Annotated in this window: 27 protein-coding genes and 2 riboswitches; of the genes, 11 read left to right on the top strand and 16 right to left on the bottom strand. The window is 40.1% G+C overall.

Going from position 1 to position 26331, the window contains the following annotated elements; translation table 11 throughout:
• Positions 1 to 255 precede the first annotated feature (255 nt).
• From MHB40_RS12890 to MHB40_RS12900, 3 genes are all read left to right on the top strand, one after another.
• Complete coding sequence (locus MHB40_RS12890; RefSeq protein ID WP_342440593.1) at positions 256 to 594, top strand: DUF485 domain-containing protein; 339 nt, start codon at positions 256 to 258, stop codon at positions 592 to 594.
• An 8-nt stretch (positions 595 to 602) separates the two neighbouring features.
• The gene (locus MHB40_RS12895; RefSeq protein ID WP_342443738.1) at positions 603 to 2147 is read left to right on the top strand and encodes a sodium/solute symporter; all 1545 of its coding nucleotides are present in this window, start codon (positions 603 to 605) and stop codon (positions 2145 to 2147) included.
• Between the two features lie 92 nt (positions 2148 to 2239).
• A complete protein-coding gene (locus MHB40_RS12900; protein ID WP_342532451.1) occupies positions 2240 to 2422 on the top strand; it encodes a hypothetical protein in 183 nt (60 codons plus the stop codon).
• A 25-nt stretch (positions 2423 to 2447) separates the two neighbouring features.
• On the opposite strand, the gene MHB40_RS12905 is transcribed toward MHB40_RS12900, so the two are convergent.
• From MHB40_RS12905 to parE, 7 genes are all read right to left on the bottom strand, one after another.
• Entirely contained in the window at positions 2448 to 3197 is a 750-nt protein-coding gene (locus MHB40_RS12905; protein WP_342532452.1) for a TatD family hydrolase, read from the bottom strand.
• A complete protein-coding gene (locus MHB40_RS12910; RefSeq protein ID WP_342532453.1) occupies positions 3187 to 3936 on the bottom strand; it encodes an ABC transporter ATP-binding protein in 750 nt (249 codons plus the stop codon). The genes MHB40_RS12905 and MHB40_RS12910 overlap by 11 nt, the downstream gene beginning before the upstream one ends.
• Complete coding sequence (locus MHB40_RS12915) at positions 3911 to 4684, bottom strand: ABC transporter permease (RefSeq protein ID WP_342532454.1); 774 nt, start codon at positions 4682 to 4684, stop codon at positions 3911 to 3913. The genes MHB40_RS12910 and MHB40_RS12915 overlap by 26 nt, the downstream gene beginning before the upstream one ends.
• On the bottom strand, positions 4684 to 4974 hold the full coding sequence (locus MHB40_RS12920; RefSeq protein WP_205443692.1) for a thiamine-binding protein: 291 nt from the start codon (positions 4972 to 4974) through the stop codon (positions 4684 to 4686). Before MHB40_RS12920 ends, MHB40_RS12915 begins: the two co-directional genes overlap by 1 nt.
• 1 nt (position 4975) lies before the next feature.
• A complete protein-coding gene (locus MHB40_RS12925) occupies positions 4976 to 5971 on the bottom strand; it encodes an ABC transporter substrate-binding protein (protein ID WP_342532455.1) in 996 nt (331 codons plus the stop codon).
• Between the two features lie 154 nt (positions 5972 to 6125).
• Positions 6126 to 6236, bottom strand: a riboswitch (TPP riboswitch).
• A 120-nt stretch (positions 6237 to 6356) separates the two neighbouring features.
• Positions 6357 to 8795 carry a DNA topoisomerase IV subunit A gene (gene parC, locus MHB40_RS12930; protein WP_342532456.1) on the bottom strand — a complete coding sequence of 813 codons (2439 nt, stop codon included), beginning with the start codon at positions 8793 to 8795 and terminating at the stop codon, positions 6357 to 6359.
• Positions 8792 to 10768, bottom strand: a complete 1977-nt coding sequence (gene parE / locus MHB40_RS12935) for a DNA topoisomerase IV subunit B (RefSeq protein ID WP_205443697.1) — start codon at positions 10766 to 10768, stop codon at positions 8792 to 8794. Before parE ends, parC begins: the two co-directional genes overlap by 4 nt.
• A gap of 558 nt (positions 10769 to 11326) precedes the next feature.
• Between parE and plsY the strand changes: the two genes are divergently transcribed.
• The 6 genes from plsY (at position 11327) to MHB40_RS12965 (ending at position 16639) form a co-directional block, all read left to right on the top strand.
• Positions 11327 to 11929: a glycerol-3-phosphate 1-O-acyltransferase PlsY gene (gene plsY / locus MHB40_RS12940; RefSeq protein ID WP_205443698.1), complete on the top strand. Its 603-nt coding sequence runs from the start codon at positions 11327 to 11329 to the stop codon at positions 11927 to 11929.
• 19 nt (positions 11930 to 11948) lie between these two features.
• The gene (locus tag MHB40_RS12945; RefSeq protein ID WP_205443699.1) at positions 11949 to 12239 is read left to right on the top strand and encodes a HesB/YadR/YfhF family protein; all 291 of its coding nucleotides are present in this window, start codon (positions 11949 to 11951) and stop codon (positions 12237 to 12239) included.
• Positions 12240 to 12451: 212 nt separating this feature from the next.
• Positions 12452 to 13996, top strand: a complete 1545-nt coding sequence (locus MHB40_RS12950; RefSeq protein ID WP_342440598.1) for a spore germination protein — start codon at positions 12452 to 12454, stop codon at positions 13994 to 13996.
• A 25-nt stretch (positions 13997 to 14021) separates the two neighbouring features.
• Positions 14022 to 15221 carry a Ger(x)C family spore germination protein gene (locus tag MHB40_RS12955; RefSeq protein ID WP_342440599.1) on the top strand — a complete coding sequence of 400 codons (1200 nt, stop codon included), beginning with the start codon at positions 14022 to 14024 and terminating at the stop codon, positions 15219 to 15221.
• A gap of 4 nt (positions 15222 to 15225) precedes the next feature.
• Complete coding sequence (locus MHB40_RS12960) at positions 15226 to 15459, top strand: hypothetical protein (RefSeq protein WP_342440600.1); 234 nt, start codon at positions 15226 to 15228, stop codon at positions 15457 to 15459.
• A gap of 31 nt (positions 15460 to 15490) precedes the next feature.
• Positions 15491 to 16639 (top strand): endospore germination permease, encoded by a 1149-nt coding sequence (locus tag MHB40_RS12965; protein WP_342440601.1) that lies wholly within the window; start codon positions 15491 to 15493, stop codon positions 16637 to 16639.
• A 40-nt stretch (positions 16640 to 16679) separates the two neighbouring features.
• Here MHB40_RS12965 and metA read toward each other — a convergent pair whose 3' ends face one another.
• Entirely contained in the window at positions 16680 to 17615 is a 936-nt protein-coding gene (gene metA / locus MHB40_RS12970; protein ID WP_205443704.1) for a homoserine O-succinyltransferase, read from the bottom strand.
• A 125-nt stretch (positions 17616 to 17740) separates the two neighbouring features.
• Positions 17741 to 17852, bottom strand: a riboswitch (SAM riboswitch).
• Positions 17853 to 18055: 203 nt separating this feature from the next.
• Here metA and MHB40_RS12975 point away from each other — a divergent pair.
• The gene (locus MHB40_RS12975; RefSeq protein ID WP_205447536.1) at positions 18056 to 18427 is read left to right on the top strand and encodes a nucleotide excision repair endonuclease; all 372 of its coding nucleotides are present in this window, start codon (positions 18056 to 18058) and stop codon (positions 18425 to 18427) included.
• A gap of 52 nt (positions 18428 to 18479) precedes the next feature.
• On the opposite strand, the gene MHB40_RS12980 is transcribed toward MHB40_RS12975, so the two are convergent.
• Positions 18480 to 18866: a hypothetical protein gene (locus MHB40_RS12980; protein ID WP_342440614.1), complete on the bottom strand. Its 387-nt coding sequence runs from the start codon at positions 18864 to 18866 to the stop codon at positions 18480 to 18482.
• A 23-nt stretch (positions 18867 to 18889) separates the two neighbouring features.
• Entirely contained in the window at positions 18890 to 19672 is a 783-nt protein-coding gene (locus tag MHB40_RS12985) for a helix-turn-helix domain-containing protein (RefSeq protein WP_342440615.1), read from the bottom strand.
• A 126-nt stretch (positions 19673 to 19798) separates the two neighbouring features.
• Here MHB40_RS12985 and MHB40_RS12990 point away from each other — a divergent pair, with 126 nt between their 5' ends.
• A complete protein-coding gene (locus MHB40_RS12990) occupies positions 19799 to 20569 on the top strand; it encodes a TSUP family transporter (RefSeq protein WP_342440616.1) in 771 nt (256 codons plus the stop codon).
• Between the two features lie 43 nt (positions 20570 to 20612).
• Here MHB40_RS12990 and panF read toward each other — a convergent pair whose 3' ends face one another.
• The 6 genes from panF to MHB40_RS13020 all read right to left on the bottom strand — a co-directional run bounded on the left by panF (position 20613) and on the right by MHB40_RS13020 (position 26319).
• On the bottom strand, positions 20613 to 22058 hold the full coding sequence (gene panF / locus MHB40_RS12995; protein WP_205443709.1) for a sodium/pantothenate symporter: 1446 nt from the start codon (positions 22056 to 22058) through the stop codon (positions 20613 to 20615).
• Positions 22058 to 22321: a YhdT family protein gene (locus MHB40_RS13000; protein ID WP_004227902.1), complete on the bottom strand. Its 264-nt coding sequence runs from the start codon at positions 22319 to 22321 to the stop codon at positions 22058 to 22060. Before MHB40_RS13000 ends, panF begins: the two co-directional genes overlap by 1 nt.
• 262 nt (positions 22322 to 22583) lie before the next feature.
• A complete protein-coding gene (locus tag MHB40_RS13005) occupies positions 22584 to 23138 on the bottom strand; it encodes a short-chain dehydrogenase (protein ID WP_342440617.1) in 555 nt (184 codons plus the stop codon).
• Between the two features lie 63 nt (positions 23139 to 23201).
• Positions 23202 to 24677 (bottom strand): AMP-binding protein, encoded by a 1476-nt coding sequence (locus tag MHB40_RS13010; RefSeq protein WP_342440618.1) that lies wholly within the window; start codon positions 24675 to 24677, stop codon positions 23202 to 23204.
• Between the two features lie 15 nt (positions 24678 to 24692).
• Positions 24693 to 25424, bottom strand: coding sequence for a 3-oxoacyl-ACP reductase FabG (fabG, locus tag MHB40_RS13015; protein ID WP_342440619.1), 732 nt, complete (start codon positions 25422 to 25424; stop codon positions 24693 to 24695).
• A complete protein-coding gene (locus MHB40_RS13020) occupies positions 25408 to 26319 on the bottom strand; it encodes an alpha/beta hydrolase (protein ID WP_342532460.1) in 912 nt (303 codons plus the stop codon). The genes fabG and MHB40_RS13020 overlap by 17 nt, the downstream gene beginning before the upstream one ends.
• Positions 26320 to 26331 lie beyond the last annotated feature (12 nt).

Here is a 26331-nt window from a genome sequence, read left to right on the forward strand (position 1 = left end):
CCTTCATTTTTTGTCAAGAATCTAGATTTCTCTTCACTTCATTTATTTATCTGAATTTTCTAAAACCCTTTATATTCTTGAGTTTACGCCATTTTTTCTCTCCTAAGAGTATTTTCTGAAAAATTTTTTTTACATAATTTTTCTGAAATGTATTGCAATTTTGTGAACTGTTTCATAAAATGAAAATGTGAATTCACTAAACTAGCAAAATCAAGTCTTGAGGTAGAAAAAATATACACAAAATGGGGAATGTTAATGGGGAACAATCAAGCAAAAAAAGGTATCGTGATTGACTATGATACAATTGCAAACCAAGAATCGTTTAAATCTCTTGTACGAAGAAAGAATTCTTTTCTTTGGTCTATGACTGCCATATTTTTATCGGCATACATGTTGTTACCAATTCTGACATCGTACACAACAATTCTACACCAAAAGGCATTTGGGGAAATTACTTGGGTGTGGATCTATGCAGCAGGTCTTTTCATCATGACATGGGGGTTATGTCATTTATATGTAGCAAAAGCAAACAGCTTCGATAGAGAAGCAAAAGCGATTATCGCTGAATACGAGAACGGAGGTGGCCGCCGATGAGTAACGGAATGAGTTTTACAGCCATATTCTTCTTCGTAGGCATTGTTGGTTTAACATTAGTTATTACATGGTGGGCATCTAAACGTACATCTTCAGCAAGTGATTTCTACACTGCTGGTGGTGGCTTAACAGGCTGGCAAAATGGACTAGCTATCGCAGGTGACTACTTATCAGCAGCATCCTTCTTAGGTATCGCTGGTGCTGTAGCATTATTTGGATTTGATGGATTCTTCTTCTCTATTGGTTATTTGGTAGCTTACTTAGTGGTATTATATATTGTTGCTGAGCCGTTACGTAACCTTGGGAAATTTACTTTAGCTGATATGATTACAGCGCGTTTTAATAACGCAAAAGTTCGTGGAACAGCTGCTTTAAGCACTATTACAATTGTTTTATTCTACATGATTGCACAACTAGTTGGTGCAGGAGCACTTATTCAATTACTTTTAGGAATCGACTATTGGATCGCCGTATTAATCGTAGGTTTCATGATGACAACTTACGTGCTATTCGGTGGTATGACAGCAACATCTTGGGTACAAATTATTAAAGCTTGTCTTTTAATGTTAGGTACAGTTATTATTTCATTCTTAGTATTAAAAGAGTTCGGCTTCAGTATTGCTACAATGTTTAAAGAAATGACAACTGTTACTGAAAGTGGCGCTGCTTATTTAAACCCAGGTCTTAAATATACAAATGGACTTGATACAATCTCTATGTTAATTGCGTTAGTATTAGGTACTGCGGGTCTTCCACATATCTTAATGCGTTTCTTCACAGTAAAAGACGCAAAAACAGCTCGTTCATCTGTTATTTGGGCTACTTGGATCGTAGGTATCTTCTACGTTCTAACAATTTTCTTAGGCTTCGGTGCAGCAGCATTCGTTGGGAAAGAAGATATTATCGCAGCAAACGCTGCTGGTAACATGGCTGCCCCACTACTTGCAGAAGCACTTGGTGGCGACATTCTATTCTCATTCGTTTGTGCCGTAGCATTCGCAACAATTTTAGCGGTAGTAGCAGGTCTTGTACTATCTGGTGCATCTGCCCTATCACATGATATTTATGGACAAATTATCAAAAAGGGTAAAATTACAGAAAAAGAGCAAGTTCTTGCAGCTCGTATCGGTTCGATTACAATCGCTGTTATTTCTATCCTATTAGCACTTGGTGCACAAACATTAAACGTTGCATTCTTAGTATCTTTAGCATTCTGTATTGCAGGTTCTGCAAACCTTCCAGTAATCATTTACACAATCTATTGGAAACGCTTTAATACAGCAGGTGCTGTTACTGCGATGTTAACAGGTTTAATCTCTGCATTAGTATTAGTTGCTATGTCACCTAACGTGTGGAATCCAGTTGAAGGTAAGGCAATTTTCGTTGGTGATCCATTAATTATGTTAACGAACCCAGCCTTAATCTCTGTACCACTTGGTTTCCTTGGTGGTTTCATTGGCACATTACTTTCTAAAGAAACAGATGATGCGAAATATCGTGAAGTTGACGTTAAAGCTAACACAGGTATTTCTGTACAGGACGTATCTCACTAATACACTCGACAGCCTCGTAAGTATCTTGCTTACGAGGTTTTACTTTTTCTTCCCTATTCGCTACTATAGAATTAAATAATGAATTGGAGGTTATGCTCGTGTCACAGTCTAACGCTAAAAAGAAGCGGATGCACATAAAACGCACAGTCGGTAAAGATGTTGAAAAAAATCGACAATCTATCGCTTTCAGTACACATGAACGCCTAACGAAAACAAAGAACGAAAAATTGGAGCATGATTATACAAAATATAAAAAGCAGTATAAGGACGATTAACTCGTACCCTATACTGCTTTTTCTTTTAAAGCCGATAGAAGGCTTTCGTGTTTTGCGTAATGATTTTGGCCGCTTCCTGTATTGACAGTCCTTTGATAGAGGCAATCACCTCAATCGTAGAATGCATCATCCATGGCGATGTACGCTTGTTCGTAAACGGTCCTTCAAACGGCCAAGGACCATCCGTTTCCACCATCATCAGTTCAATCGGATAAGCATGAATTAACTGTTGAATCTCCTCTTCATACAAACAATCTGGCGTAATGGAAATAAAATAACCACGCTCGATCATGCGCTTCACAACAGCTTCATCTCCTTTAAACCAATGAAAATGAGCTTGACGCAGCTGATGCTTTTCCAGCAAATCACACACAACACTAGCGTCCTCATATACAGCGTGTAATACAATCGGCTTATCAAGTTCCTTCGCCAATACAACAAAACGCTCTAATAACGCCACATAAGGACGGTCATCAATCGCTTGCTCTTGCCTTAAATAATAAGGTAGACCCACCTCACCAATAGCAACCATCTCATCCTGATGCGTACGAATCCAATCGAATAAAGCTGCCTCATCGCTTGGACTTAGTAAAGGCTGTTCAGGATGGAAGCCAAAAGCAGCCTTTACTTGCTGATAGCTGTTCGATAAACGCAACGTTCTTTCACACGAGGATAGCTGCATGCTAATCGCAATCACAGCATCAACCTCTTCCAACAATAATGGAATTTCCTCATCGTTATACTGTTCCAAATGAATATGCGCATCAATCAACATACATATCACCCTTTTCTTCTTGTAAATACGTAAATAGCTGTTGCTTTAACGCTGTGAACGCTGCGGAATGTCGAATCTCCTCTTTCCGTGGTCTCTCAAAGGGCACGATGATTTCCTTTTTAACAGTTGCTGGACGTTTGGTTAAGACAAGTATACGATCCGCTAAAAAGAGAGCTTCCTCAATACTATGTGTAACAAATAGGATTGATTTACGATACTCTTCCCAGATGGATAAAAGCCATGCCTGCATTTCCAGTCTTGTAAATTCATCCAACGCAGAAAATGGTTCGTCTAAGCATAAAATCGGTTTATCACTAACCATTGCACGAATGAACGATACACGCTGCTGCATGCCTCCTGACAGTTCGTTCGGATAGGCATGGATAAAGGAGGCAAGACCAACCTTTTCTAGCCATTCCTTGGCACGTTCCACATCAGGTTTATGCTGTAATTCCTCTACAATCGTGACATTTTCTAAAATCGTACGCCAAGGTAATAGGCAAGGTTGCTGTGGCATATAGCCAATCGTTCCTCTTTTTTGCTGGATATCCTCTTCATTTAATAAAATGGCTCCTTGATCAATTGAAGAAACACCACCAATTAATTGAAAAAGTGTGCTCTTACCACTGCCTGAGGGACCCACAATGGCCACAAACTCACCATCCCTTACGTCAAATGAAAGTTGATCAAGGACTTTTAGTGCATCGAAGGATTTAGCGATGTTTTGAATGCTGAGCATGATAGCCTCTCCCCTTCACCATGAATTTTTCAATCAAACGAATACCGCTAAACAATAGTAAGCTCAAGAGAACAATCGCAAAAATTGCCACAAATACACGATCTGTTCGGAAGGAGGACTGAGCTAAGGTCATGTAAACACCAATACCCTTTTTTGCACCTAGCCACTCCGCAATCACAGCCCCCATCACACTATATGTAGCAGCAATTTTAACGCCTGAGAAAATGGCTGGATAGGCATGAGGCCATTCCAGCTTCCAAAAGGTTTGTGCCTTGGTAGCACCGATCATGGCAAAATAATGCTTTAATTCAGGGGCCGTTTGCCTAAATCCATCCATCGCTGCAATGACAATTGGGAAAAAGCACACGAGGCAAATAATAATGAGCTTCGGTAATAAGCCAAAGCCAAACCAAATAATAAGCAATGGTGCCAAGACAAGAATGGGAACATTTTGCGACATAATAAGAATTGGATAAAACAACTCCCGAATGAATGTAAAACGATGCAACACAATCGACACCGTTAGACCACAAGCAATGCCAATGGCCAGACCTAGTAAGGCTAATTGCACCGTAGCGAATACATGTGGTAGAAAGGTTTGATACGACTGAAAGGCTTCCCACAAAATACTACTTGGCGCAGGTAATAACCAATGTGGAACTTCAGCAAAATGCACGATTAGTTCCCATATGAATAAGAGGAAGGCGATAAAAATTATCGTCCTTCCCTTTTGCAATGCACGTTTCATTACTGATATTTCTCCGTTAATGTATCCATCGTAATACCCTTTGGCTGATATAAAATTTTCACTTGTGTAATAACATTAATGGCACCAAGCTCGATCATCTTCTCATTCATTTTTTCAATGATTTGGAGCAATGTAGAAAGCTCGCCTTCCATCGTTGTTTCCAATGGATGTACCTCATATTTCACGCCAGAAGCATCGATCACAGCAATCGCTGCATCCACATAAGGGATAACATCTTCATATTTCTCTGTCTTTGGTATGATTTGCACACTGATTAATGAATTTGCCATGTTAATTGGCCTCCTTTTTAGGTAAGAAATCATTTGTAAAGGCTTGTTTCGCATCAAACTCGCCCTCTAGTACATGATTGCTAGACATCCATTTTGCATAGTTTTCCCACACAGAAAGCTTTTGCTCTCCCCATTGCTTGGCATCATCCTGATATTTATCTGCCAGCCATTCCTGACTTTTATGCACTAGCTCTTTATCTAAATCAGGAGCCGCTTCGATTAACATATCAGCTGCTTCACTTGGGTTTTCTATTGCGTATTCATAGCCTTTTGATGTAGCTGCAACAAAGGCTTTGACAACATCAGGGTTGTCCTGTAGCATTTTTTCATTCGTAGCTAGAACAGGTGTATAGTAATCCAATTGATCACTATAATCCGTTAGATACAGCATATTAATCTTTTCCCCACGTAGCTCAGCTTCAATCCCAGTCCATGCATAATAAATCCAAGCAAAATCAATGTCTTTTTCCATCATTGTGAAGAAATCTAAATCCCCTGCATTGACGATATCTAACTTATTGATATCTGCCTTTTCTGTTTGCATTAATGATTGGAGAACGGCTTGCTCTAATGGCGCACCCCAACCACCATAAGTTTTACCTTCAAAATCCTTTGGCGATGTAATGCCTTTTGATGCAATAGAAGCAAAGCCAGATGTATTATGCTGAATAATCGCTGCGATAGAGACCAGCGGCACATCTTGTACACGCGCCTGTGTAATGCCTTCCTGATAGCTCACGCCAAACTCTGCCTTTCCAGAAGCAACAAGCTGATCTGCGCCCGCCTCACCAGGCATAATTATCTCAACATCTAAGCCCTGTTCCTCAAAATAACCGAGTTTTTTTGCGACATACAGACCTGTATGATTCGTATTCGGTGTCCAATCCAGTACCACAGACACCTTTTTCAGCTTGTCAGTTGCCTGCTTGTCCTCTTTTTCACTACAGCCCACTAAAGTCAAAAGTGCTGCCAATAGAATAAATAACCATTTTTTCATGCGAAAGCCTCCCAGTTTGTAATATGAAAGTGTTCATGAATGAATGTTGTCACCAGAAGAAAGCGTATACAAGGTTTTCAAACTACTGCCTGAAAACATAAAAAAACGCCTAGGATTCCTCCCAGACGTATTACAATCATTCTTCAAAACTTTGCTTTTTTGAATAGATGTTCCCTACGCTGGTACGAGCCAAATCAGGTTCAAAGGGTCAGCGTCTATCGGACACAATCTCAGCTAGCAACTACTAGCCCCCCTACATTCTTTCGCTATGAACTTTTCGATGATTATTATACCCATAGTTACACTTAAATGACAAGCTGCTATTTTTGAATAGCGATTGCATTCAAGACAAAAGCCCAGTTCTCCTAAGAGACTGGGCATGATATTAGCTAGGTTTCTGTTCTTTTTTGACTGTTAATACATGGGAAATCGCCCCATCTGTTGCAATATCCACTTTAAACGAACCGTTGGAATGGCGATCTGCACGAGACAATGCTTGTACAGCAATCACCTCTTGAACGCCTTTTTCGGTTTCAATCACAACCTGCTCCTCGTCTGTCGCTTGAATAACTGCCACAATTCGGTGAGGATTTGCTTTTAACTCTGTTAATACTTTTAGTCCACGTTTTGCACGACTTGCTACTTCAACTTCAGCGACATTCATTTTCTTCACGGCTCCACGCTGTGTCACAATCACTACATATTGTGTAACATCAGGCTGTAGCACATTGACACCAACTAAGGCTTCTCCATCTTTTAGCGTGATCCCTTTCACACCGCCTGTTTTCACACCTGTAACGGGTAGTTCCTCCATCGGGAAACGAATCGCATAGGCTGTATCCGTTGTTAGCATCAGTTCTACATCATCCGTCACAAACGATGCATAGATCATCGCATCACCAGCCTTGACGTTCATCGTTTTAATTGGCTTTGAATAACGTGTTACCGCATAGTCTGCGAGTGGTGAGCGCTTAATTTGACCATCTTTTGTGGCTGTGAAGACATACATATTTGGCTGTTCAAATGTTTCAAAGCCATAAACCGCAATAATCGATTCATCTTCCCCTGTTGGGACAATACTGGAAATATGCTGGCCCAGGTCCTTCCAGCGTATGTCAGGAAGCTCATGAACAGGCTGATAAATATAATTGCCACGATTTGTGAACAGTAATAGATGGTGCTGTGTATTTAAGTTTGCTTCATACAATAAATAATCCGAATCCTTCATGGCAAAATCTTGCCCATTTGAAGCGGCATGAGAACGTGTCGATGTACGTTTAATATAACCGTCCTTCGTCACTGTCACGACAACCTCTTCACTTGGCACAAGGACATCTAATGTAATTTTAATTTCTTCAATTTCCTGCTCAATCTTCGAGCGACGTGGCTCTGTAAAGCGTTTCTTAATGTCTAGCAACTCTTGTTTAATAACACGTACTAGCTTAGCTTCACTTTGTAAAATACCCTCAAGCTTTGCAATTAACTTATTTAACTCGTCCTGTTCCAGACGAAGCTCTGTAATATCCGTATTCGTTAAACGGTATAATTGTAGGCTCACAATGGCCTCTGCTTGTACCTCTGTAAAATCAAACTTCGCTTGTAAATTAAGCTTCGCATCCTTCTTATCATTAGAAGAACGAATCGTCGCAATCACTTCATCTAAAATGGAAAGGGCTTTAATTAAGCCTTCTACAATATGAGAACGGTCCTTTGCCTTTTGTAAATCGTAAATGGAGCGGTTTGTCACTACTTCTTTTTGATGGGCAATATACGCATCCAGCAATAATGGCAATGTCATCATCGTTGGGCGACGATTGTGGATGGCAATCATATTAAAATTATAAGCTACCTGTAAATCCGTTGTTTTAAACAAGTACTGTAAAATCCCTTGCCCTGGTACATCTTTTTTCAGCTCAATCACGACACGTAAGCCTGTACGGTCTGATTCATCTCGAATTTCCGCAATACCTTCTAGTCGTTTATCTACACGTTGCTCATCAATTTTTTTCACAAGATTCGCTTTATTTACATCGTATGGTAACTCCGTGATAACAATTTGCTCTTTACCACCCTTGATTGGTTCGACAACTGCTTGGGCTCGGACAATGATTTTGCCACGACCTGTTTCATACGCCTTTTTGATGCCATCCACACCTTGAATGATACCACCAGTTGGGAAATCTGGCCCTTTAATCACCGTCATCAATTCATCTACACTAACATTAGGCTTGTCTAAGCGCATCAACACAGCATCCAGTACTTCATCTAAGGCATGTGGCGGAATATCCGTCGCATAACCAGCGGAAATCCCTGTAGAGCCGTTGACTAATAGGTTTGGAAAACGTGCTGGTAAAACGGTTGGCTCCATATCCTGGTCATCAAAATTTGGCACAAACTCGACCGTTTTCTTGCCAATATCTCGTAGCATTTCAGCGGCAATAGCAGATAGTCTCGCCTCTGTATAACGCATCGCAGCTGGTGGATCGCCATCGACCGAGCCATTGTTCCCGTGCATCTCAATGAGCATATGACGTGCCTTCCAGTCCTGACTCATACGGACCATCGCCTCATACACAGAGCTATCGCCGTGCGGATGATAGTTACCGATTACGTTACCCACTGTTTTTGCGGATTTACGGAACGGTTTATCGTTTGTATTGCCTTCTGTAAACATCGCATATAAAATACGGCGCTGTACTGGTTTAAGACCGTCACGTGCATCAGGCAACGCGCGGTCTTGAATAATATATTTACTATAGCGACCAAAACGGTCACCCATCACTTCTTCTAACGGTAAATCTTGAAACTTTTCTGTACTACTCATGCTTGGTCCTCCTCTTGTTGGATGAATTCATTCTCTAAAATGTTAGAATCATCCTCCATACCGAAGTCTACATTGGCTTCGATCCACTTACGACGTGGTTCTACCTTATCGCCCATTAACGTCGTGACACGTCTCTCTGCACGTGCACCATCCTCGATTGTGACACGAATCAACGTCCGTGTTTCAGGGTTCATCGTTGTGTCCCATAGTTGGTCTGCATTCATCTCACCAAGACCTTTATAGCGCTGTAATATGTAACCCTTTCCAACCTTTTTGATGGCCTTTTGTAAATCACTTTCTGTCCAAGCATATTCAATGACTTCTTTTTTCCCAGTACCCCTCGAGACTTTATAAAGCGGCGGTAACGCGATATAGACTTTTCCTGCTTCAATCAGTGGACGCATATAACGATAGAAGAATGTTAATAGCAAGACTTGAATATGTGCCCCGTCCGTATCCGCATCGGTCATGATCACTACTTTATCGTAGGCGGAATCCTCCACCGCAAAATCCGTTCCAACACCTGCCCCAATCGCATGGATAATCGTTGAAATTTCTTCGTTTTTCATAATGTCCTGTAGCTTGGCTTTTTCTGTGTTGATTACTTTCCCGCGCAATGGCAGAATCGCTTGGAATGTACGATCACGGCCTTGTTTGGCAGAACCTCCTGCAGAATCACCCTCGACTAAATACAGCTCATTTTTTGACGCATTGCGTGACTGAGCTGGCGTTAATTTTCCTGATAGAATCGTACTACCCTTTTTGTTTTTCTTCCCATTTCGTGCATCCTCACGCGCTTTACGAGCCGCTTCACGTACTTGCTGCGCACGAATCGCTTTACGGACAAGGGAAGCCGATAACTCCGCATTTTCCTCTAGCACATACAAAATTTGCTCAGACACCACACTATCCACTGCAGAACGAGCCTCACTTGTACCAAGCTTGCCCTTTGTTTGACCTTCAAATTGTAGTAAGTGCTCTGGGATACGAACAGACACAATGGCCGCTAAGCCCTCACGAATATCTGTCCCCTCAAGGTTTTTATCCTTGTCCTTTAACAAGCCAATTTTTCTTGCATATTCATTAAAAACACGTGTCAATGCTGCTTTTGCACCCGTTTCATGTGTACCACCATCACGTGTACGAACATTATTAACAAATGATAAGATCGTTTCCGAATAACCATCGTTATACTGGAAAGCGAACTCTACTTCTATATCATCTTGTATACCTTCTACATATTTCACTGGATGAAGGACATCTTTTTCCTCATTCAAATACGCAACGAAAGCTTCAATGCCATTCTCATAAAAGAACACATCATTTTTGCCTTCCTCGCGCTCATCGATTAATTCAATTTTTAAACCCTTTAATAAAAAGGCTGATTCACGTAATCGTTCTGCTAACGTATCATAATTGAATTTTGTGACAGAGAAGATCGTTTCATCTGGTAGGAAATGGACAAGTGTTCCTGTTTGCTTGGTTTGACCAATATTTTCAAGCGTTGTGACAGGCTGTCCCCCGTGCTCAAAGCGCTGACGATATTTTTTGCCATCACGATGAATCGTCACCTCTAAAAATGTTGAGAGCGCATTCACAACAGAAGAACCAACACCATGTAAACCACCACTTGTTTTATAGCCACCTTGACCAAATTTACCGCCAGCGTGTAACACCGTAAAAATAATTTCTGGTGTCGGTTTGCCCATTTTATGCATACCGGTTGGCATCCCACGGCCAAAGTCGCGCACACTCATACTTTGATCTTTATGAATTGTGACAATAATATGAGATCCAAAGCCAGCCAGTGCTTCATCCACCGCATTATCTACGATTTCATACACAAGGTGATGAAGTCCACGGCCATCCGTCGAACCGATATACATGCCAGGTCGTTTGCGCACCGCTTCTAATCCTTCCAATACTTGTATAGCGTCATCATTATAGACGCTAGTTGACTGTTTATTCGTCAAAAAAATTCCCCTCCAAAAACAAACACATGTTCTATTTATGTTCTCATCCTAATAATAATAGCATTTCCTGTCAATAGCTAGCGACAGGTCCAATAATTTTAATAATTTGCTCACAGTTTTGATCATATTTCTAAATAGTAAACATCTTCAACAGTTGCTTAAAATTGGTATTTAAGCAAGACAGACTGCTTCTAGCTTCCATCAACATTGGACGCATCGAAGCCTATATAGTTGCAAAATAAATTTGTGTTGCTTGCAGATAGAAGCACTACTACGTACCTTGTGATGAAACTGGATAAAGTTAGACTTCTATTCTACCAAAGGAATGAGCGATTGACAAAATTGCCTTTTTGCCTATATTTTTAAAAAGGTTTTTTCACTTCGTACAAACTTATGTCTAAAAGCCTAGCCCTCGCTAATAGATTCTCTTTTGTATTGAATTCAAGGCTTCGTATGAAATCTCCTTCATATCATTGTAGATTAGCAAGAAAAAGTGTAAAATACTTGTTACAAACTATTAGTACCAAGTGATGGACTATGAATGAAAGGAGTCCAGCTATGATCAATGGACTTATTATTTTATGTGCTTATCTAATCGGCTCTATACCTTCTGGATTATGGATAGGCAAAATTTTTTATAATACCGATATTCGTGAACACGGGAGCGGTAATCTTGGTGCGACCAATACTTTTCGAACGTTAGGGAAGAAGGCAGGTATTGTTGTTACGGTGATGGATGTCTTAAAAGGGACAGCCGCTGTCTTACTCGTGACACTTCCCGTTTTCTCTGACAGTACACTTCATTCTTTATTACTTGGTCTTGTCGCTGTGATCGGTCATATGTTTCCGATCTTCGCCAACTTCCGAGGTGGGAAAGCCGTGGCAACTTCTGCGGGTGTATTATTAGGCTATTCTTGGCCTCTCTTTGTCCTACTATTTATTACCTTTATTGTGACATTAAAAATCACAAAAATCGTTAGCTTAACATCGATGATAGCCGCTTTAGTAGCGCTTATTTATGCAATCGTTTATTATTTTATTACAGGTGACTTTGCATTAGGCATCTTGGTAGCCTTTTTATTTACCTTTATTGTTTATCGCCACCGTGCCAATATTGCACGTATTAAAAACGGCACCGAACCAAAGGTAAAATGGCTGTAGGAAGAGAGGAGCATTTGAAATGAACATTGCATTGACAGATGAAGCCCTACAATGGTTCAAACATGAAATGGAAGTTGAACCTGGCGATACAATTCGCTTTTATGCACGCTACGGTGGCTCTAGTCCGTTTCATGAAGGCTTTTCACTCGGCATGACACGTGAGGAACCCATTGCCATAGGTGTGCAGACAGTAATAGATGACGTCATCTATTACATTGACGAGAAAGATCTTTGGTTCTTTAACGATCACAATTTACATGTTGACGTTGATACAAGTAAAGATGAATTACAATACGACTATCGTACATAAAACAAGTCTATCCTTTCAGCCCATGAAAGGATAGACTGTTTTTTTATTTAGTACAGAACAATTTTCCGAGACAACTTGAAAAACTCGCATACGATTGTTGCACAGTACGTGATTTAACCGCAATTAGCTAATTTTTCATCCCCTTTTCGTTTATCTCTCAAAAAAATTGTCCACTCTAATGATAATGAACGTCCATTTGAGGAGGAAAACATATGTCCATGTCCAACAATATCGAGACCTCCCCATCCCATACAACGAACGATTTGTTGTATACTTCCCTATCTAAAAATATAAAAATCATTCAACAGTCACTAGGGCATAGTAATGATATTATCATACGCGAAATTACGATTGGAGAAGCGGTTCCCCATAACCTCGCTATTATTTCCATCGATGGCTTATCGGATAAAACCACTATTTCTGATTCTGTTATCGATAAACTGATGGCAAATATTGAAGAAGAACAAGATATTGAGATAACAACGATTAACCAATATGTACGGAATTCCTATCTAACGGTAGGCGATGTGACGAATATCGAGCATTTTACAACACTTTACAATGCTATCCTCAATGGTGAAACGGTTATTTTATTAGACGGTTTTGCTGAGGGGATTGTGACAAGTACCAGAAGTGCCAAGGATCGAGCTGTCACAGAGCCATCGACTGAATCTGTTATTCGTGGACCGAGGGAATCCTTTACCGAAACCATACGTACCAATACTGCGCTCATCCGTCGCAAAATAAAAAGTCCCAATCTCTGGATAAAGTCACGCGTTATCGGTGATGTGACACAAACAGATGTGGCGGTGATGTATATAAATGGCATCGCCAGTGACAAAATTGTCGCAGAGGTATTAGCTCGATTAGACCGCATTAATATCGACGGCATACTGGAAAGCGGCTATATAGAGGATTTTATTCAGGATTCAAAAAATTCTATGTTTCCAACCATCTACAACTCCGAACGTCCTGATGTCATCGCAGGTGAATTATTAGATGGCAAAGTGGCGATTCTCGTTGATGGCACACCTTTTGTTTTAGTTGTACCAGCGTTATTTACATCCTTTTTACAATCAGCAGAAGATTATTATCAGCATTGGATGATTAGCTCACTTGTACGTATCTTGCGTTTTTTTGGTATCAGTCTAGCGTTAGTAGCACCGTCTTTGTATGTTGCAATTACCACCTTTCACCAAGAAATGCTACCAACACCTATGTTGATTAGTATTGCATCGCAAAGAGAAGGTGTACCCTTCCCTGCTGTTGTCGAAGCCCTTATTATGGAGATTGCCTTTGAGGTACTAAGGGAAGCTGGGCTACGGATGCCTAGAACAATCGGGCCAGCTGTGTCCATTGTAGGGACATTAGTTATTGGTCAGGCAGCAGTTGATGCAGGCGTTGTTTCGGCTGTAATGGTCATTATTGTGGCCTTAACGGCGATTTGTAGCTTCCTATTCCCTGCCTATGGCTTATCGAATACCATTCGTGTGCTACGTTTTCCATTAATGATTTTAGCTGCTATGTTTGGTTTATTTGGTGTCATGTTTGGCATTATGGTCATTATTCTTCATTTATGTAGCATTCGATCATTTGGTGTACCTTATTTAAGCCCTTTTGCACCGTTAATATTACAGGATCAGAAGGATGCCTTTGTGCTGTTTCCGCGTAGAAAGTTACTTACACGACCTCGTTTAGTCAATCAAAAAAATATTGTTAGAGGCCATAACTATGTCAATGTAAAAGGAAGGAAATAACTACTGGATAAATGAGGAATGGAATATGGCAAAAATAAAATGGATTTGCTTACTATGTATCCTCACTTTACTGTTAAGTGGTTGCTGGAGTAAGCGTGAATTAAATGAACTAGCCATTGTCGTAGCACTGGGCATTGACAAAATAGACGAAGAATATGAAATTACGGTTCAAATTGTCGATCCTAGTGAAGTTTCAGTGCGACAAGCTTCCACTCAGCGCTCTCCTGTTGTTAGCTATCATTCTAGAGGCGAAACCATCTTTGAGGCCATTCGAAAAATGACGACCCTTGCTGCACGAAAGCCTTATTTTGCCCATCTTCAAGTGGTTGTTTTAGGAGAAGATCTCGCGAAAGAAGGAATCAGTGATGCACTCGATTTAATTGTAAGGGACCATGAATTTCGTAAGGATTTCGATGTCATTATGTCTCATGAAGCGACAGCGAAGGAAGTATTAAATGTATTAACACCCATCGAAAAGGTTCCAGCTAATAAAATGTTAAATTCCCTCGATGTCTCTGAGAGAGCTTGGGGCTCCACAATAGCAGTTAATATTGATGAATTAGTCAATACATTAAGCAACAAGCATAAAGGGGCGTTAATTTCTGCTATTGAAGTTCATGGCGATAAGAAATTAGGGGTAGATCAAACAAATGTGCAACGTGTTAAAACACCTGTGCTGTTACAATATGCGGGCTTAGCAGTCTTTAAAGGGGATAAATATATGGGGCTGCTATCCGAGGGTGAAAGCAAAGGCATTAGCTTTCTTAACGACAAAATTCAAAGTACGATTGAAATCATCGCCTGTCCTAATAAAGGGACTTTATCTACGGAAATCACCCAATCCACTACAAAAGTGAAAGGGTCATTTAAAAATGGGAAGCCGAAAATCGATGTTCATATTAATGTTGAGCAGAATGTTGGAGAGGTCGAATGTGATATCAATCTCACCAAAAATAAATCGATTGATTACGTTAATAAAAAAACAGCCCAGGGTATCGATGAACGCATTGAAAAAACATTAGAGATAATGCAACAGCAATATGAAATCGATGTTTTTGGTTTTGGTGATGCCCTACATCGTGCAGATGCAAAGCAGTGGGGAAAAATCAAGGATGAGTGGGCTTCCCTCTTTCCCGATTTGCCAGTGGCTGTTCACGTGAAGGTAACAACACAAGGATTGGGTACGATGCAAAATTCATTATTAAACAAGCCAAAGGAGGAGTAATGAAATGGTGCTAGCTGTAGCTATCTTGATCATCTCAATCATCGTTGCACTTCTATTTATTCCAAAGTTCAAAAAGCAACAGGATAAAAAAACCATTATTGTCTTCTCCTTTTTGCTACTCATTGGAACTGCTTTAAATATGGCCATTGCCCTGAAAGTCCATATTCCAAGCCCATTAGATTTAATTACCTTTATCTTCACACCAATTAAGGATTACATTGTGTCATTCACAAAATAAAAAGATGGACTGAGAAACGGAGGGTAGCTAGATGGAAAAAGAGATCATTAGTTCAAGACAGTTTACAATCGTTACCTTCCTCTATTCTATCGGTACAGCAATTTTAATTATCCCTTCAAGTATTACGGGCGCTGCTAAGCAAGATGCTTGGGTTGCAGCAAGCATTGGTGTTGTGCTTAGTTTACTGGTCATAAAGTTATTCTTAACACTTGCCAATCAAACACCCTCTCTTAATTTTATAGAGGCGAATGAAAAAATTCTTGGTCGTTTTTTTGGGAAAATCACAGCCATTTGCTTTCTCATTCTCACCTTTTTCTCCACTGGAGAGTTACTTTATTTTATTGGTATTTTTATGAAAACCGAAGTTATGCCAGAAACACCGACATTAGCATTCGCCCTACTGTTCAGTATCATTATTATGTATGCCGCGTATCTAGGGATAGAGACGTTTGCCCGTTCAGCAGAAATTCTCTTTCCGTTGTTTATCTTTATCTTTATTTTTTTCGTCGTTTGTATTACCCCTCAAATTACATTTGAGAATATTCAGCCTCTACTAGAAGCAACCAAAACATCTATGTTTTATAGTATTGCACGCTTTATGAGTATCTTTTCCTTTCCATTACTCGTGTTATTGATGCTATATCCCGCTGGCGTCAATGTACAGCCATCTGCACAGAAAGGGCTATATATTGGGACCATCCTTGGTGGTGTCGTCTTAATTACGTTGATTGTCCTATCGATTCTTGTCTTAGGGCCTGAAAACACAGCATCTAGGACATTTCCCAGCTATGCCTTAGCGCAAAGAATATCCATAGGGAATTTTTTGCAGCGTATTGAAATTATTATGGCATTTATGTGGATTTCGTCTATTTATATTCGCACATTTATGTATTTCTATACGACCGTTGTTGGCCTTGCCCAAATTTTGAAGATCAAGGATCATCGTCCGCTTATTTTACCGATGGGCATCATTATCATTGGACTTTCTCAAATTGTTCATCCAGATATTGTGCATTCTACTAATTATAATAATGAAATTTGGCCTATCTTTTCCTTTATCTTCACCATTTTATTACCCATACTTTTGTTGATTGTGGCAGTTATTCGAAATCGTAAATCTAAGGCTCAAAATACCGAAACACCCCAACAGGATACAACGAAGGAAAATCAAAAAGTCTAATTTCTTCTACGTTTAGAAAAGAAATTAGACTTTTTATTAATTAGATATGATATTCGATTTCATCTACAAAATCCCATTCGTATGGTGTTTCTTGGTAGACATAGTAGTTCAACCAGTTAGAGAATAATAAATGCGTATGGGCACGCCATGTATTCATCGGCTCTTGTTTCGGATCATCATTCGGGAAGTAATTCACAGGAACATCGATATCTATGCCCTTCGCCACATCACGGCTATATTCATCGGCTAGTGTTGTCGCATCATACTCCAGATGCCCCGTAATCATAATATTTTTATTATCTTTTGATTGTACGATGAATACCCCTGCATCCTCTGAATAGGATAATAATCGTAGGTCTGGATGATTGCGAACCTCGTCAATGGAAACAGATGTATAGCGAGAATGAGGCGCAGTAAATAAATCGCTAAAGCCGCGCACTAAATCCACCGTTAAATCTGTAATTACATGGGAATAGACGCCTGAGCATTTAGCAGCAAGCTCGACCTTTCCAATGCCATAATGGTGATACAATGCAGCCTGTGCCCCCCAACATATATGTAGCACGGATGTCACATTCTTTTTAGACCAATCCATAATTTCTGAAATTTCCTGCCAATAGTTGACATCTTCAAATGCCATTTTTTCTACAGGTGCCCCAGTAATAATCATGCCATCATAGCGTCGGTGACGAATTTGGTTGAACGTTGTGTAAAATAGCTGCAAATGAGATTTACTCACATTTTTCGACTCATGTGTGGCCGTATTTAAAAAGGTAATATTCACCTGCAGTGGTGTATTCCCTAATAAACGTAGTAATTGAAGCTCTGTTTTTTCTTTTTCAGGCATTAAATTTAGTATTAATATATTTAATGGACGGATTTGCTGTGTTTTCGCTCGATCCTCTTCCATGACGAAGATTTTTTCCTCACGTAAATGTTCTCCAGCTGGTAAATTTTTCGGAATATTAATTGGCATCTTGCTTTCCCCTCTCTATAATCACTCTCTTTTTTTAGCAAACCTTGCTTGCAAAGAATGCAACTAAATTAAAAAATCCTCCTCATTCCATACGAGATAGAATGAGAAGGATTTTTTCACGTCCACTCTTATCTCTCAAAGGAAAAAATCCTTTGCTGGAATTAGCACCTTTCTAACAATTGTTAGAGGTTGCTGAAGCGTCATCGGGCCAAATCCCTCAGCTTCTCTTGATAAGATTATTTAATTATCTTGAATTGTAACATGAACTAGTTAGAATATCAATAATTCATAGAATATTTTGTGATTCATGTGCATGTTCCTTGCTCATTTGATGTACACTAAGCTTGCTATATGTGGTGTTTCTACATTTAAAATTTATGGTAAACATGCCGTAATTATGTTACCATATACTTTTAGTAAGAGAGAGGAACGTGAATAGTTTGATTAAAATTGAATTTCCAAAACCAGATCTAGTAATCCGTCAACGTGAACAAGATTTAAAACCAGGTGATGTGGAAATCACACCTTACTTCGGTTTTATTGACTTCCATAAAATCACACGTGATAAAGGCGGCATTTTCTTATTCTATAATGACAAGAATGAGCTATTGTTTGTTGGGAAAGCACGTAAAATTCGTCAACGTATAAAAAAACATTTCGAGGACAATGTATCTCCGATGAAAAACCATCGTGATGAAGTGTTCAAAATTGAAGTCTATGAAGTAGAAGATCCAATGGAACGTGAAATTTACGAAACATATGCGATTAATACTTTCCGCTCTAAATACAATGTAGACAAAGTCTTTTATTAGACATCATGCAAAGAAACCGAAATCTCATCTAGAGGGATTTCGGTTTCTTTTTTCACATTATGGTCATGCGATTGATTGGTGTACTCTGGCCATTTATTCGCAAATCAATGGTATCAAGCTCAGGATTCTTGACGTTGATTTGAAAAACATAGGGCTGAGCCTCTTTCCTTTGCTCGCTGCCTTCTTCTAGCTGGATGATAAGCCTATTTCCCTCAGCCGTAATACTTGCCAACACATTCCCCTTTGAATAATAGACGAGGTAATATGAAGCATTATTTTCATGCAATAGTTGTATTCTGTCATTAGAAACAATATTTTTTTGGATATTGTCGGGGACAACAGTTAGCTCATGAATCGCTAGTGGATCAGCAGCTGGTGTAGCGTTACATGCTCCTAACATTAGTAAACTCATTAAACCTAGCAACACGATCTTTTTCACGTTACTCCCCTTCCCTTATACGACTATTCCAAGAAGAAAGCTTTTCGCTCCTTAGCAATCCAGTCTTCTAACTCCTGATCATCCCGTTTTACCAGACGATTGATGAGCACATCATGCCAAATATAATCCTCTAATAAATAAATATGGACAGGATCATTGGTGATAAAAGCCGTCTCTTGCGTGGATGGAGAGTGACCATAAATCATTTCCTGACCATCTATCGATAAGATAAACCAATGCGGTGTAGACGGTTTTTTTGTATAGTGTGTGGCTCTATGCTGGTCAATCGAGGCTAAATGCTCCCCCACATACAAGGTAATGCCATGGACAGGAACATGCTGGGCCACCTCTTGCAACTCTTCTCGTAGCGCATCATACATATCCTCCCACATTGACAGCATCACCTTTTTCTTCGCTTTCTTTAGAAGTGACTGACAATAGTTAATGATGGATTCCTTGCCCTTTAGCATGACCACTTTAGGCTCCGCTTCTTGCACTTTTTCCTCTAGTTTCTCTAATTTCCCTCGCATAGATGTAAAATTTGACTCCCAGCGTTGTTGCATTTGCTGTAAAAACACAGACACTGGCATTGCCGCATAGGTTGTTTGTTCTGCGGTCTCTTCTTTTAACACAATGCCCTTATCTACAAGAATATTTAAAATATCATACACTCTTGCACGTGGTATGCCAGAATTTTTACTAACCTGATAGGCACTGACATGACTTTGCTGAACAAGTGCCGTATAGGCCTTTGCTTCATATTCTGTAAAACCCATTTCTTTCAACTGGGCGATTAATTCCTCCATGTAATCCCTCCATTATCTTTATTATAGGCTACTTTTGTGAAGATTTGCCAATGAAAAAATGAGGGTTTACAGCGCAAATAAAATTAGTTACTATTTCAGTAGTAACTAATTTAAAAGAGGTGTAATATGTTTTTTGAAGTCGATGTACATATTCTTATACTGTTAATTTCATTTGGATTTCTGGCGGCTTTTGTCGACTCAGTAGTGGGAGGAGGCGGTTTAATTTCATTACCTGCTTTACTGTTTGTTGGCCTAAATCCAGCCGCAGCTGTTGCAACGAATAAACTAGCAGGAGCAATGGGCTCGCTCACATCCTCGATTTCCTTCTACCGTTCTGGCCAGCTGGACATTCGCTCTGTCCTCAAATATTTTCCTCTAGCATTTATTGGATCTTTAGGTGGTGCATGGACTGTACATCTAATCAACCCAGCATTACTAAAGCCCTTAATGCTTGTTATGCTGGCGGCTGTTGGGATATATACGATCTTTAAAAAGGATTGGGGCGCTGTCGCTACTGTAAAAAAACTATCTAAAACGCATTTATTTTTATTTATGCTGTTATTATTTGCTATTGGTTTTTATGATGGATTTCTTGGTCCTGGAACAGGCTCCTTTTTAATTTTTAGCTTCCTACTGGTAGGCTTTGATTTTTTAAAGGCGGCTGGTAATGCGAAGTTTTTAAATTTGGCGAGTAATGTGGCCGGCGTTTGTATGTTTGCTTACTTAGGTCAAATTCATTATGTCTATGGTTTAGTAATGGGCATTGCGCAAATTGGTGGGGCTATGCTTGGCTCGCGCATGGCGATCAGGAAAGGAAGCGGCTTTGTCCGCACGCTTTTTATTGTAGTCACGATGACACTACTTGCAAAAAATGCCTATGATTTTATGATGCATTAAAACAATAAACGCCACAGAATTTCATATCTGTGGCGTTTTTGAGTTAGATCATAAGTTTTTCGTTTTTAAATTTATGACTAGTCGTCAAACTGACAAGCACAAAAATAATGAAGGATGCGACGATTGGTATTGTGACTGTATGCATACCAAATACAGAAGGGTAGAATCGATCAATCATAATGTACAACAACATGCCTGAAATCATCGATGCAATCGCTCCGTATTTATTCGCTTTTTTCCAATATAATCCTAAAACTACTGTCCAAATAAAGACAGCCTCTAGCCCACCGAAGGCAAATAAGTTCAACCACACTAATAAATCAGGTGGATTGAGTGCAAAGATGACAACCGCTAAGCCAATGACCGTTGTCACAATAAAGCTTGCCCGTTTAATCTCTGCATCACTAGCTTTCGGCTTCATGTAATTTAAATAAATATCTTTGACAACCGTGGAGCTGACAAGCATTAGTAAAGCATTAACCGTTGACATTGTAGCGGCCATTGGTGCAGCTAAGACGATTCCTGCTAAAAATGGCGGTAGTACTTTTAATGTCAGAAGTGGCATTACCTTATCACCAATCTCAATGCCAGGTAAGACAGGTCGGGCTAACACACCAATTAAATGCATGCCAAACATGATTGTCCCTATGGCAATCGTGCCAATAATGATCGCTTGATGCATACTTTTTGAATCCTTGTAGCTCATCGCACGAACGGCAATTTGCGGAAGTCCTACAACCCCTACACCGATGAGAATCCAAAATGTCGAGACATACAAAGGCGTTAAGTCTCCTTGTGCGCCAAATGGTGACACAAAGTCAGGATTTTCAGCGACCAGTGAGGCCATTATATTGTCGATGCCTCCACCTGCCACAATGGTTCCGATTAATAAAATAATCGTACCAATCACCATAATTGAACCTTGGACCGTATCGGTTAACGCTACTGCTCGGAAACCACCGATAATGACATACACTAACACGGAAATCGCAAAAATAAACAGTGCCGCTGTGTAGCTTAAGCCAGTTAAAGACTCAATTAAGCGTGCACCCCCAACCCATTGGGCCATCATAGCCGAAAATAAAAAGACAATGATACTAATGGCTGACAAAATGACAATGACATGGCTTTTGTAGCGCTCTCGTAAAAAGTCGATTAACGTAATGGCCTGGTAACGACGAGCGATAATGGCGAATTTTTTCCCTAAAATCATCAGCACAAAATAACCTGCAGGTAGCTGAGCCATTGCCAGTAATACCCACCCAAGTCCTTTTGTATAGGCCACACCCGGTCCTCCGATAAAACTACTCGCACTGCCGTATGTAGCGATCATCGTCATCGCAAGGATAAAACCACCCATTTCGCGACCACCAAGGAAATACTCCTGTAGGAATGAATTAGAAGAGCGGACATGCTTATTGGCCCAAATACCAATTCCAAATATAATAATTAAAAATAATAGCAATGGAAATACAACTTGCCAATGCATTAGCGATCCACCTCCTCATCATCAAATGGTACCTCTTTGAAAAAGAGTTTCATCACAATCCAGATAAGAAGGATCATAAAGCCTGTCCCTGCGATACAGCTATAGAAAAACCAAGCTGGAAAACCAAAGACATACGTATAATTTCTTGGGTCCCCTGAGCCTAGTCCATAGGCAAAGCCAAACCAAATCGCAAAGTTGACAAGGACGAGTCCAATCCCGATAAGCGCCTCTCGATGCGCTATTTTAAAGCGTTGATCTTTCACATGTAATCCCCCTAACCTACTCTATTTTACTGATATGTCGGTCTGATGGGAAGAGATGTGATTAAATAAGGATGAGTTATATAGAAATGATTTTGTTATACTAAGAAAAATTTAAGATGTAAAAAAGACGGTTGATTCTGATGTTTTTCACACAAACCTAAATATCCCTCACCATTATGTAGACATCCGAATTTCGCTAAAAAAACTGATAATGGACATAAGTAAAAACCTTCGTCCATCTAGTTAGACGAAGGTTAGGTAGTTATAGCGGTCGCTTTTCCCAAGATTGTAGCGTGCCAACGATATGAACAGGCAGATCATGTTGAATAGCAGCAACGACACCTTGCGATATTTCTTCATGCGTAAGCCATCTCGAATGACCTTTTTCCATCATAAAACCTAACTGGATTTGCCTGTATTGCGTACGATCAAGCAGCTTCAATTTCTCTTGGACTTCACTTAAATTTACCTTACTCCCCAACACATGAAACAGTTTCCATTTTCCGCTATTCCAATTGGAAATTACACTGGATATGTTCTCTAGTGTCGTGTCAGCATAGGAATGAATCCACGCAATGACCAATTCAATGGGTCCATTATGTGCGATCGTTTCTTCTAGTTTCTCTTTTAATAAGGTGATATCACAATAATCAACTAAAATCGACGTTAGAAGAGAAGGTTTGGTTGTTCTATTTCGCAAGTCTTCCATTCGATGGGCACTACGTCCAATTATTGACACATGATAGTCTTTATTCACTAACCAAAGAGATATGTCAGCTAACATCCCTGTTCCACCAATCACTAATGCGTGGGCCATTTATGTGTCCCTCTCTCGTTTCTATTTCGCAAGATGAACGTGTCTTCCTGCTCATCATCATACTTAACAGGTAGATGAGTCGACAAGCCTATACAATGCCTTTTTATCGATTTTACCAACGCTTGTTTTTGGTAATTCGTCTATGAAAATCATTTGTTTGGGAATCTTATAACGTCCTAATTGTTGATGACATAGCTCGTTAAGATCATCTAGTATGGAAGCTACTTGGTGAGGACAGACAATAAAAGCTGTCACGATCTCACCCCAATAGTCATCACCTACACCAATCACAGCTACCTCCCGCACATCTGGATGCCGTAGTATACATTGCTCTACTTCCTGAGGATAGATATTTTCACCACCCGAGATAATCATTTCTTTTCGACGCCCTACAATATAAAAATCGCCATCCTCATCCATCATGGCTAAATCTCCTGTTTTCAGCCAGCCGTCTTGGAGGATATTAGCGGTTTCTTGTTTGTTATTCCAGTAAAAGCGAAACATATGCTTCCCTCTTACCAATAGCTCTCCTACTTCACGGGGTGCACAGCTTTGTCCCGCAAAATTAACAATTTTAGCTTCATTGAATTGCATGCTTTTCCCGACAGCGCCTTTTTTCGCATAGGCATGCTCCCGGGCAATGTAAAAATTATTTGGCCCTGCTTCTGTTAAGCCATATCCTTCTTTAAAAAATAATCCCTTATTATGAAAGGCATCGTATATAGGATGAGGGCATGGAGCACCACCAGATAAAAATACCTTCATCGAAGGAAATTGATTTTCCTGAAAATACTTCGTCGCAATCATCGCTTGATACATCGTTGGCACAAAAAGGGAAATGGTCGTTTGATATCGGTTCGTTACTTGTAGTGCCTCTTCTGCATCAAACTTATCGCCAATAATGACGGTTCCTCCCGCCATAAGTAAGGGAATACATAAAGCATTCAAGCCACCAGTATGAAACATTGGCATATAATTTAATGTGCGATCTTGAGCATGTAAACCCCAGCTAATGATCGTATTCATGGCATTCCAATTGACCGACTGAAAGGATAGCACAACCCCCTTTGGACGACCTGTCGTACCTCCTGTATAAATCATTAGCCACGGATCATCCACAGCCACGTCTTGCCTACTTGGTTGTATCTCCTTCTCATGTTGGCTCACATGAAGTGAAAACATCTTTTCTAAAACTAAAGGACAATGACTATCCTCTTCGTATAATAGGATAGCAGGGGTCGCATCCTCCAAAATTTGTGTTAGCTCCTCCTTGCTTAAGCGCCAATTTAACGGCACATAAATGAGCCCACGTAGCCCACAGGCAAATAAAACAGCAAACAATTGGATATGATTTTTCGCAAAAACAGCGACTCTACTTCCTTTTTGTAGCTGCTGACGCTCGAAAAATTGACTCCATTTGCCGATTTCCTCGGATAATTGCTGGTAGGTCCATTGTTCCTCTGACGCTAAATTAATCAAGGCGATGTGATGAGGCGTTAATGCAGCACGTTTTAAAATCCATTCTTGCTCAACAAACATCTTGACTACCCCCTATCACATCATAATCGCGCCATCCACATGAAGAGTATGCCCATGGACGTAGGAGGCCTCATCAGATGCTAGAAACAAATAAGCATTGGCAATATCTCTTGGCGTCCCTAAGCGTTGTAGGGGGACGATTGAGCGCATTTGAGCCAAAACATTTTCGGGCATTTTTTTGACCATATCTGTTTCAGTAAAGCCAGGTGCCACTGCATTGACATTAATTCCCTTACGCCCTAATTCCTTCGCCCATGTTTTTGTCATACCTACAATCGCGGCTTTTGTCGCTGCATAATTGGTTTGACCAACATTGCCATAAACCCCACTAACTGAGGATGTATTAATAATCTTGCCTCCACCAGCTGCCACCATATAGGGAATGACCTCCTGTGTACAATGAAAGACCCCTGTCAAATTGACATCTAACACCTGCTGAAATTGGTCCTCCGTCATCTTTGTCAACATGGCATCTCTTGTAATTCCCGCATTATTTACTAAAATATCAATGCGGCCTGCCTGTTCAATCACTGATGTCACCAATTGTTTAACGCTCTCTCTACTTGCGACATCTACTTGTATAAACACTGCATTTTCCCCAAGTTGTTGCGCTGCTAAAATGCCTGCCTTGTCATCAAAATCAGCGATAAATACCCATGCTCCTTCTTCGATAAAACGTTCTGCAGCCGCATAGCCGATGCCATTTGCAGCACCTGTAATGATTGCCACTTTATTGTTTAAACGCATACTGTCTTCCTCCAATTTCTAAAAAGGCTTCAATTTCAGCTGTTAATTGTGCTAAATCATCAATCAAAGGTGAATGTCCACAATTTTTTAAGCTTACAAACTGTGCTGTTTTGCCTAAATCATGTAGCAATTCAGCATTCATTTCTTCTGTAATCACTAAATCTCGATCCCCTCGTAGCACTAAAATTGGGATATGGAGCAATAGGGCATCCTGTGATCCTTTTGCCACCTCGTTGTCAACAGCACTTATATTAAATGTATTGAGAGCATGATATACTTCTGCTAAATTCCGCTGTGTAAGCATATCCTCCACATATTCTTGATATTTTTCAGCCTCTGGTTGCTGATGCGTATAAATTAACGCATTCCATATAGACTGTAAGCCTTCAGCATTTTTTGACTCATAGAAGCCTTGAATCAGCTTTGTTTTCGATGTATCCACGAGTACCTCTTCATAATGATAGGCTCGCTTAAAGGTGGCTGGATTGCCTGTTCCCAAATCCGTGTAAAATGGGTAGCCACGTGTAGAAGCAGAAGCCAGTAAAATCATTCGTTGACAGTGACTTGGATAATCCGCCGCAAACTGCATACAGACGGCTCCACCTGTTGACCAGCCAATCATATCAAAGCTTTGCAATTGCATGGCATCCACAAAAAGCTTGACATCATCACTAAAATCTTTAATAGCAGTAATGGGCTTATGATAGGACGATTCGCCAAAGCCACGTAAATCTATCGCGTAAATGGTGTATTTCTCATCTAAAGCATCCATCAGAATATCCCAATGCTTCGAAGATGTCATATTGCCATGGACCAACACTAAAGGATGACCTCCACCTAAGCGCGTGCGATAAGCCATCGTTTCCCCATTTGCTAGTTGAATCTTTTTTACCATGCCATTTCCCCC

It is taken from the genome of Lysinibacillus sp. FSL K6-0057 (assembly GCF_038630885.1).
GTDB classification, from domain to species: Bacteria; Bacillota; Bacilli; order Bacillales_A; family Planococcaceae; genus Lysinibacillus; species Lysinibacillus fusiformis_F.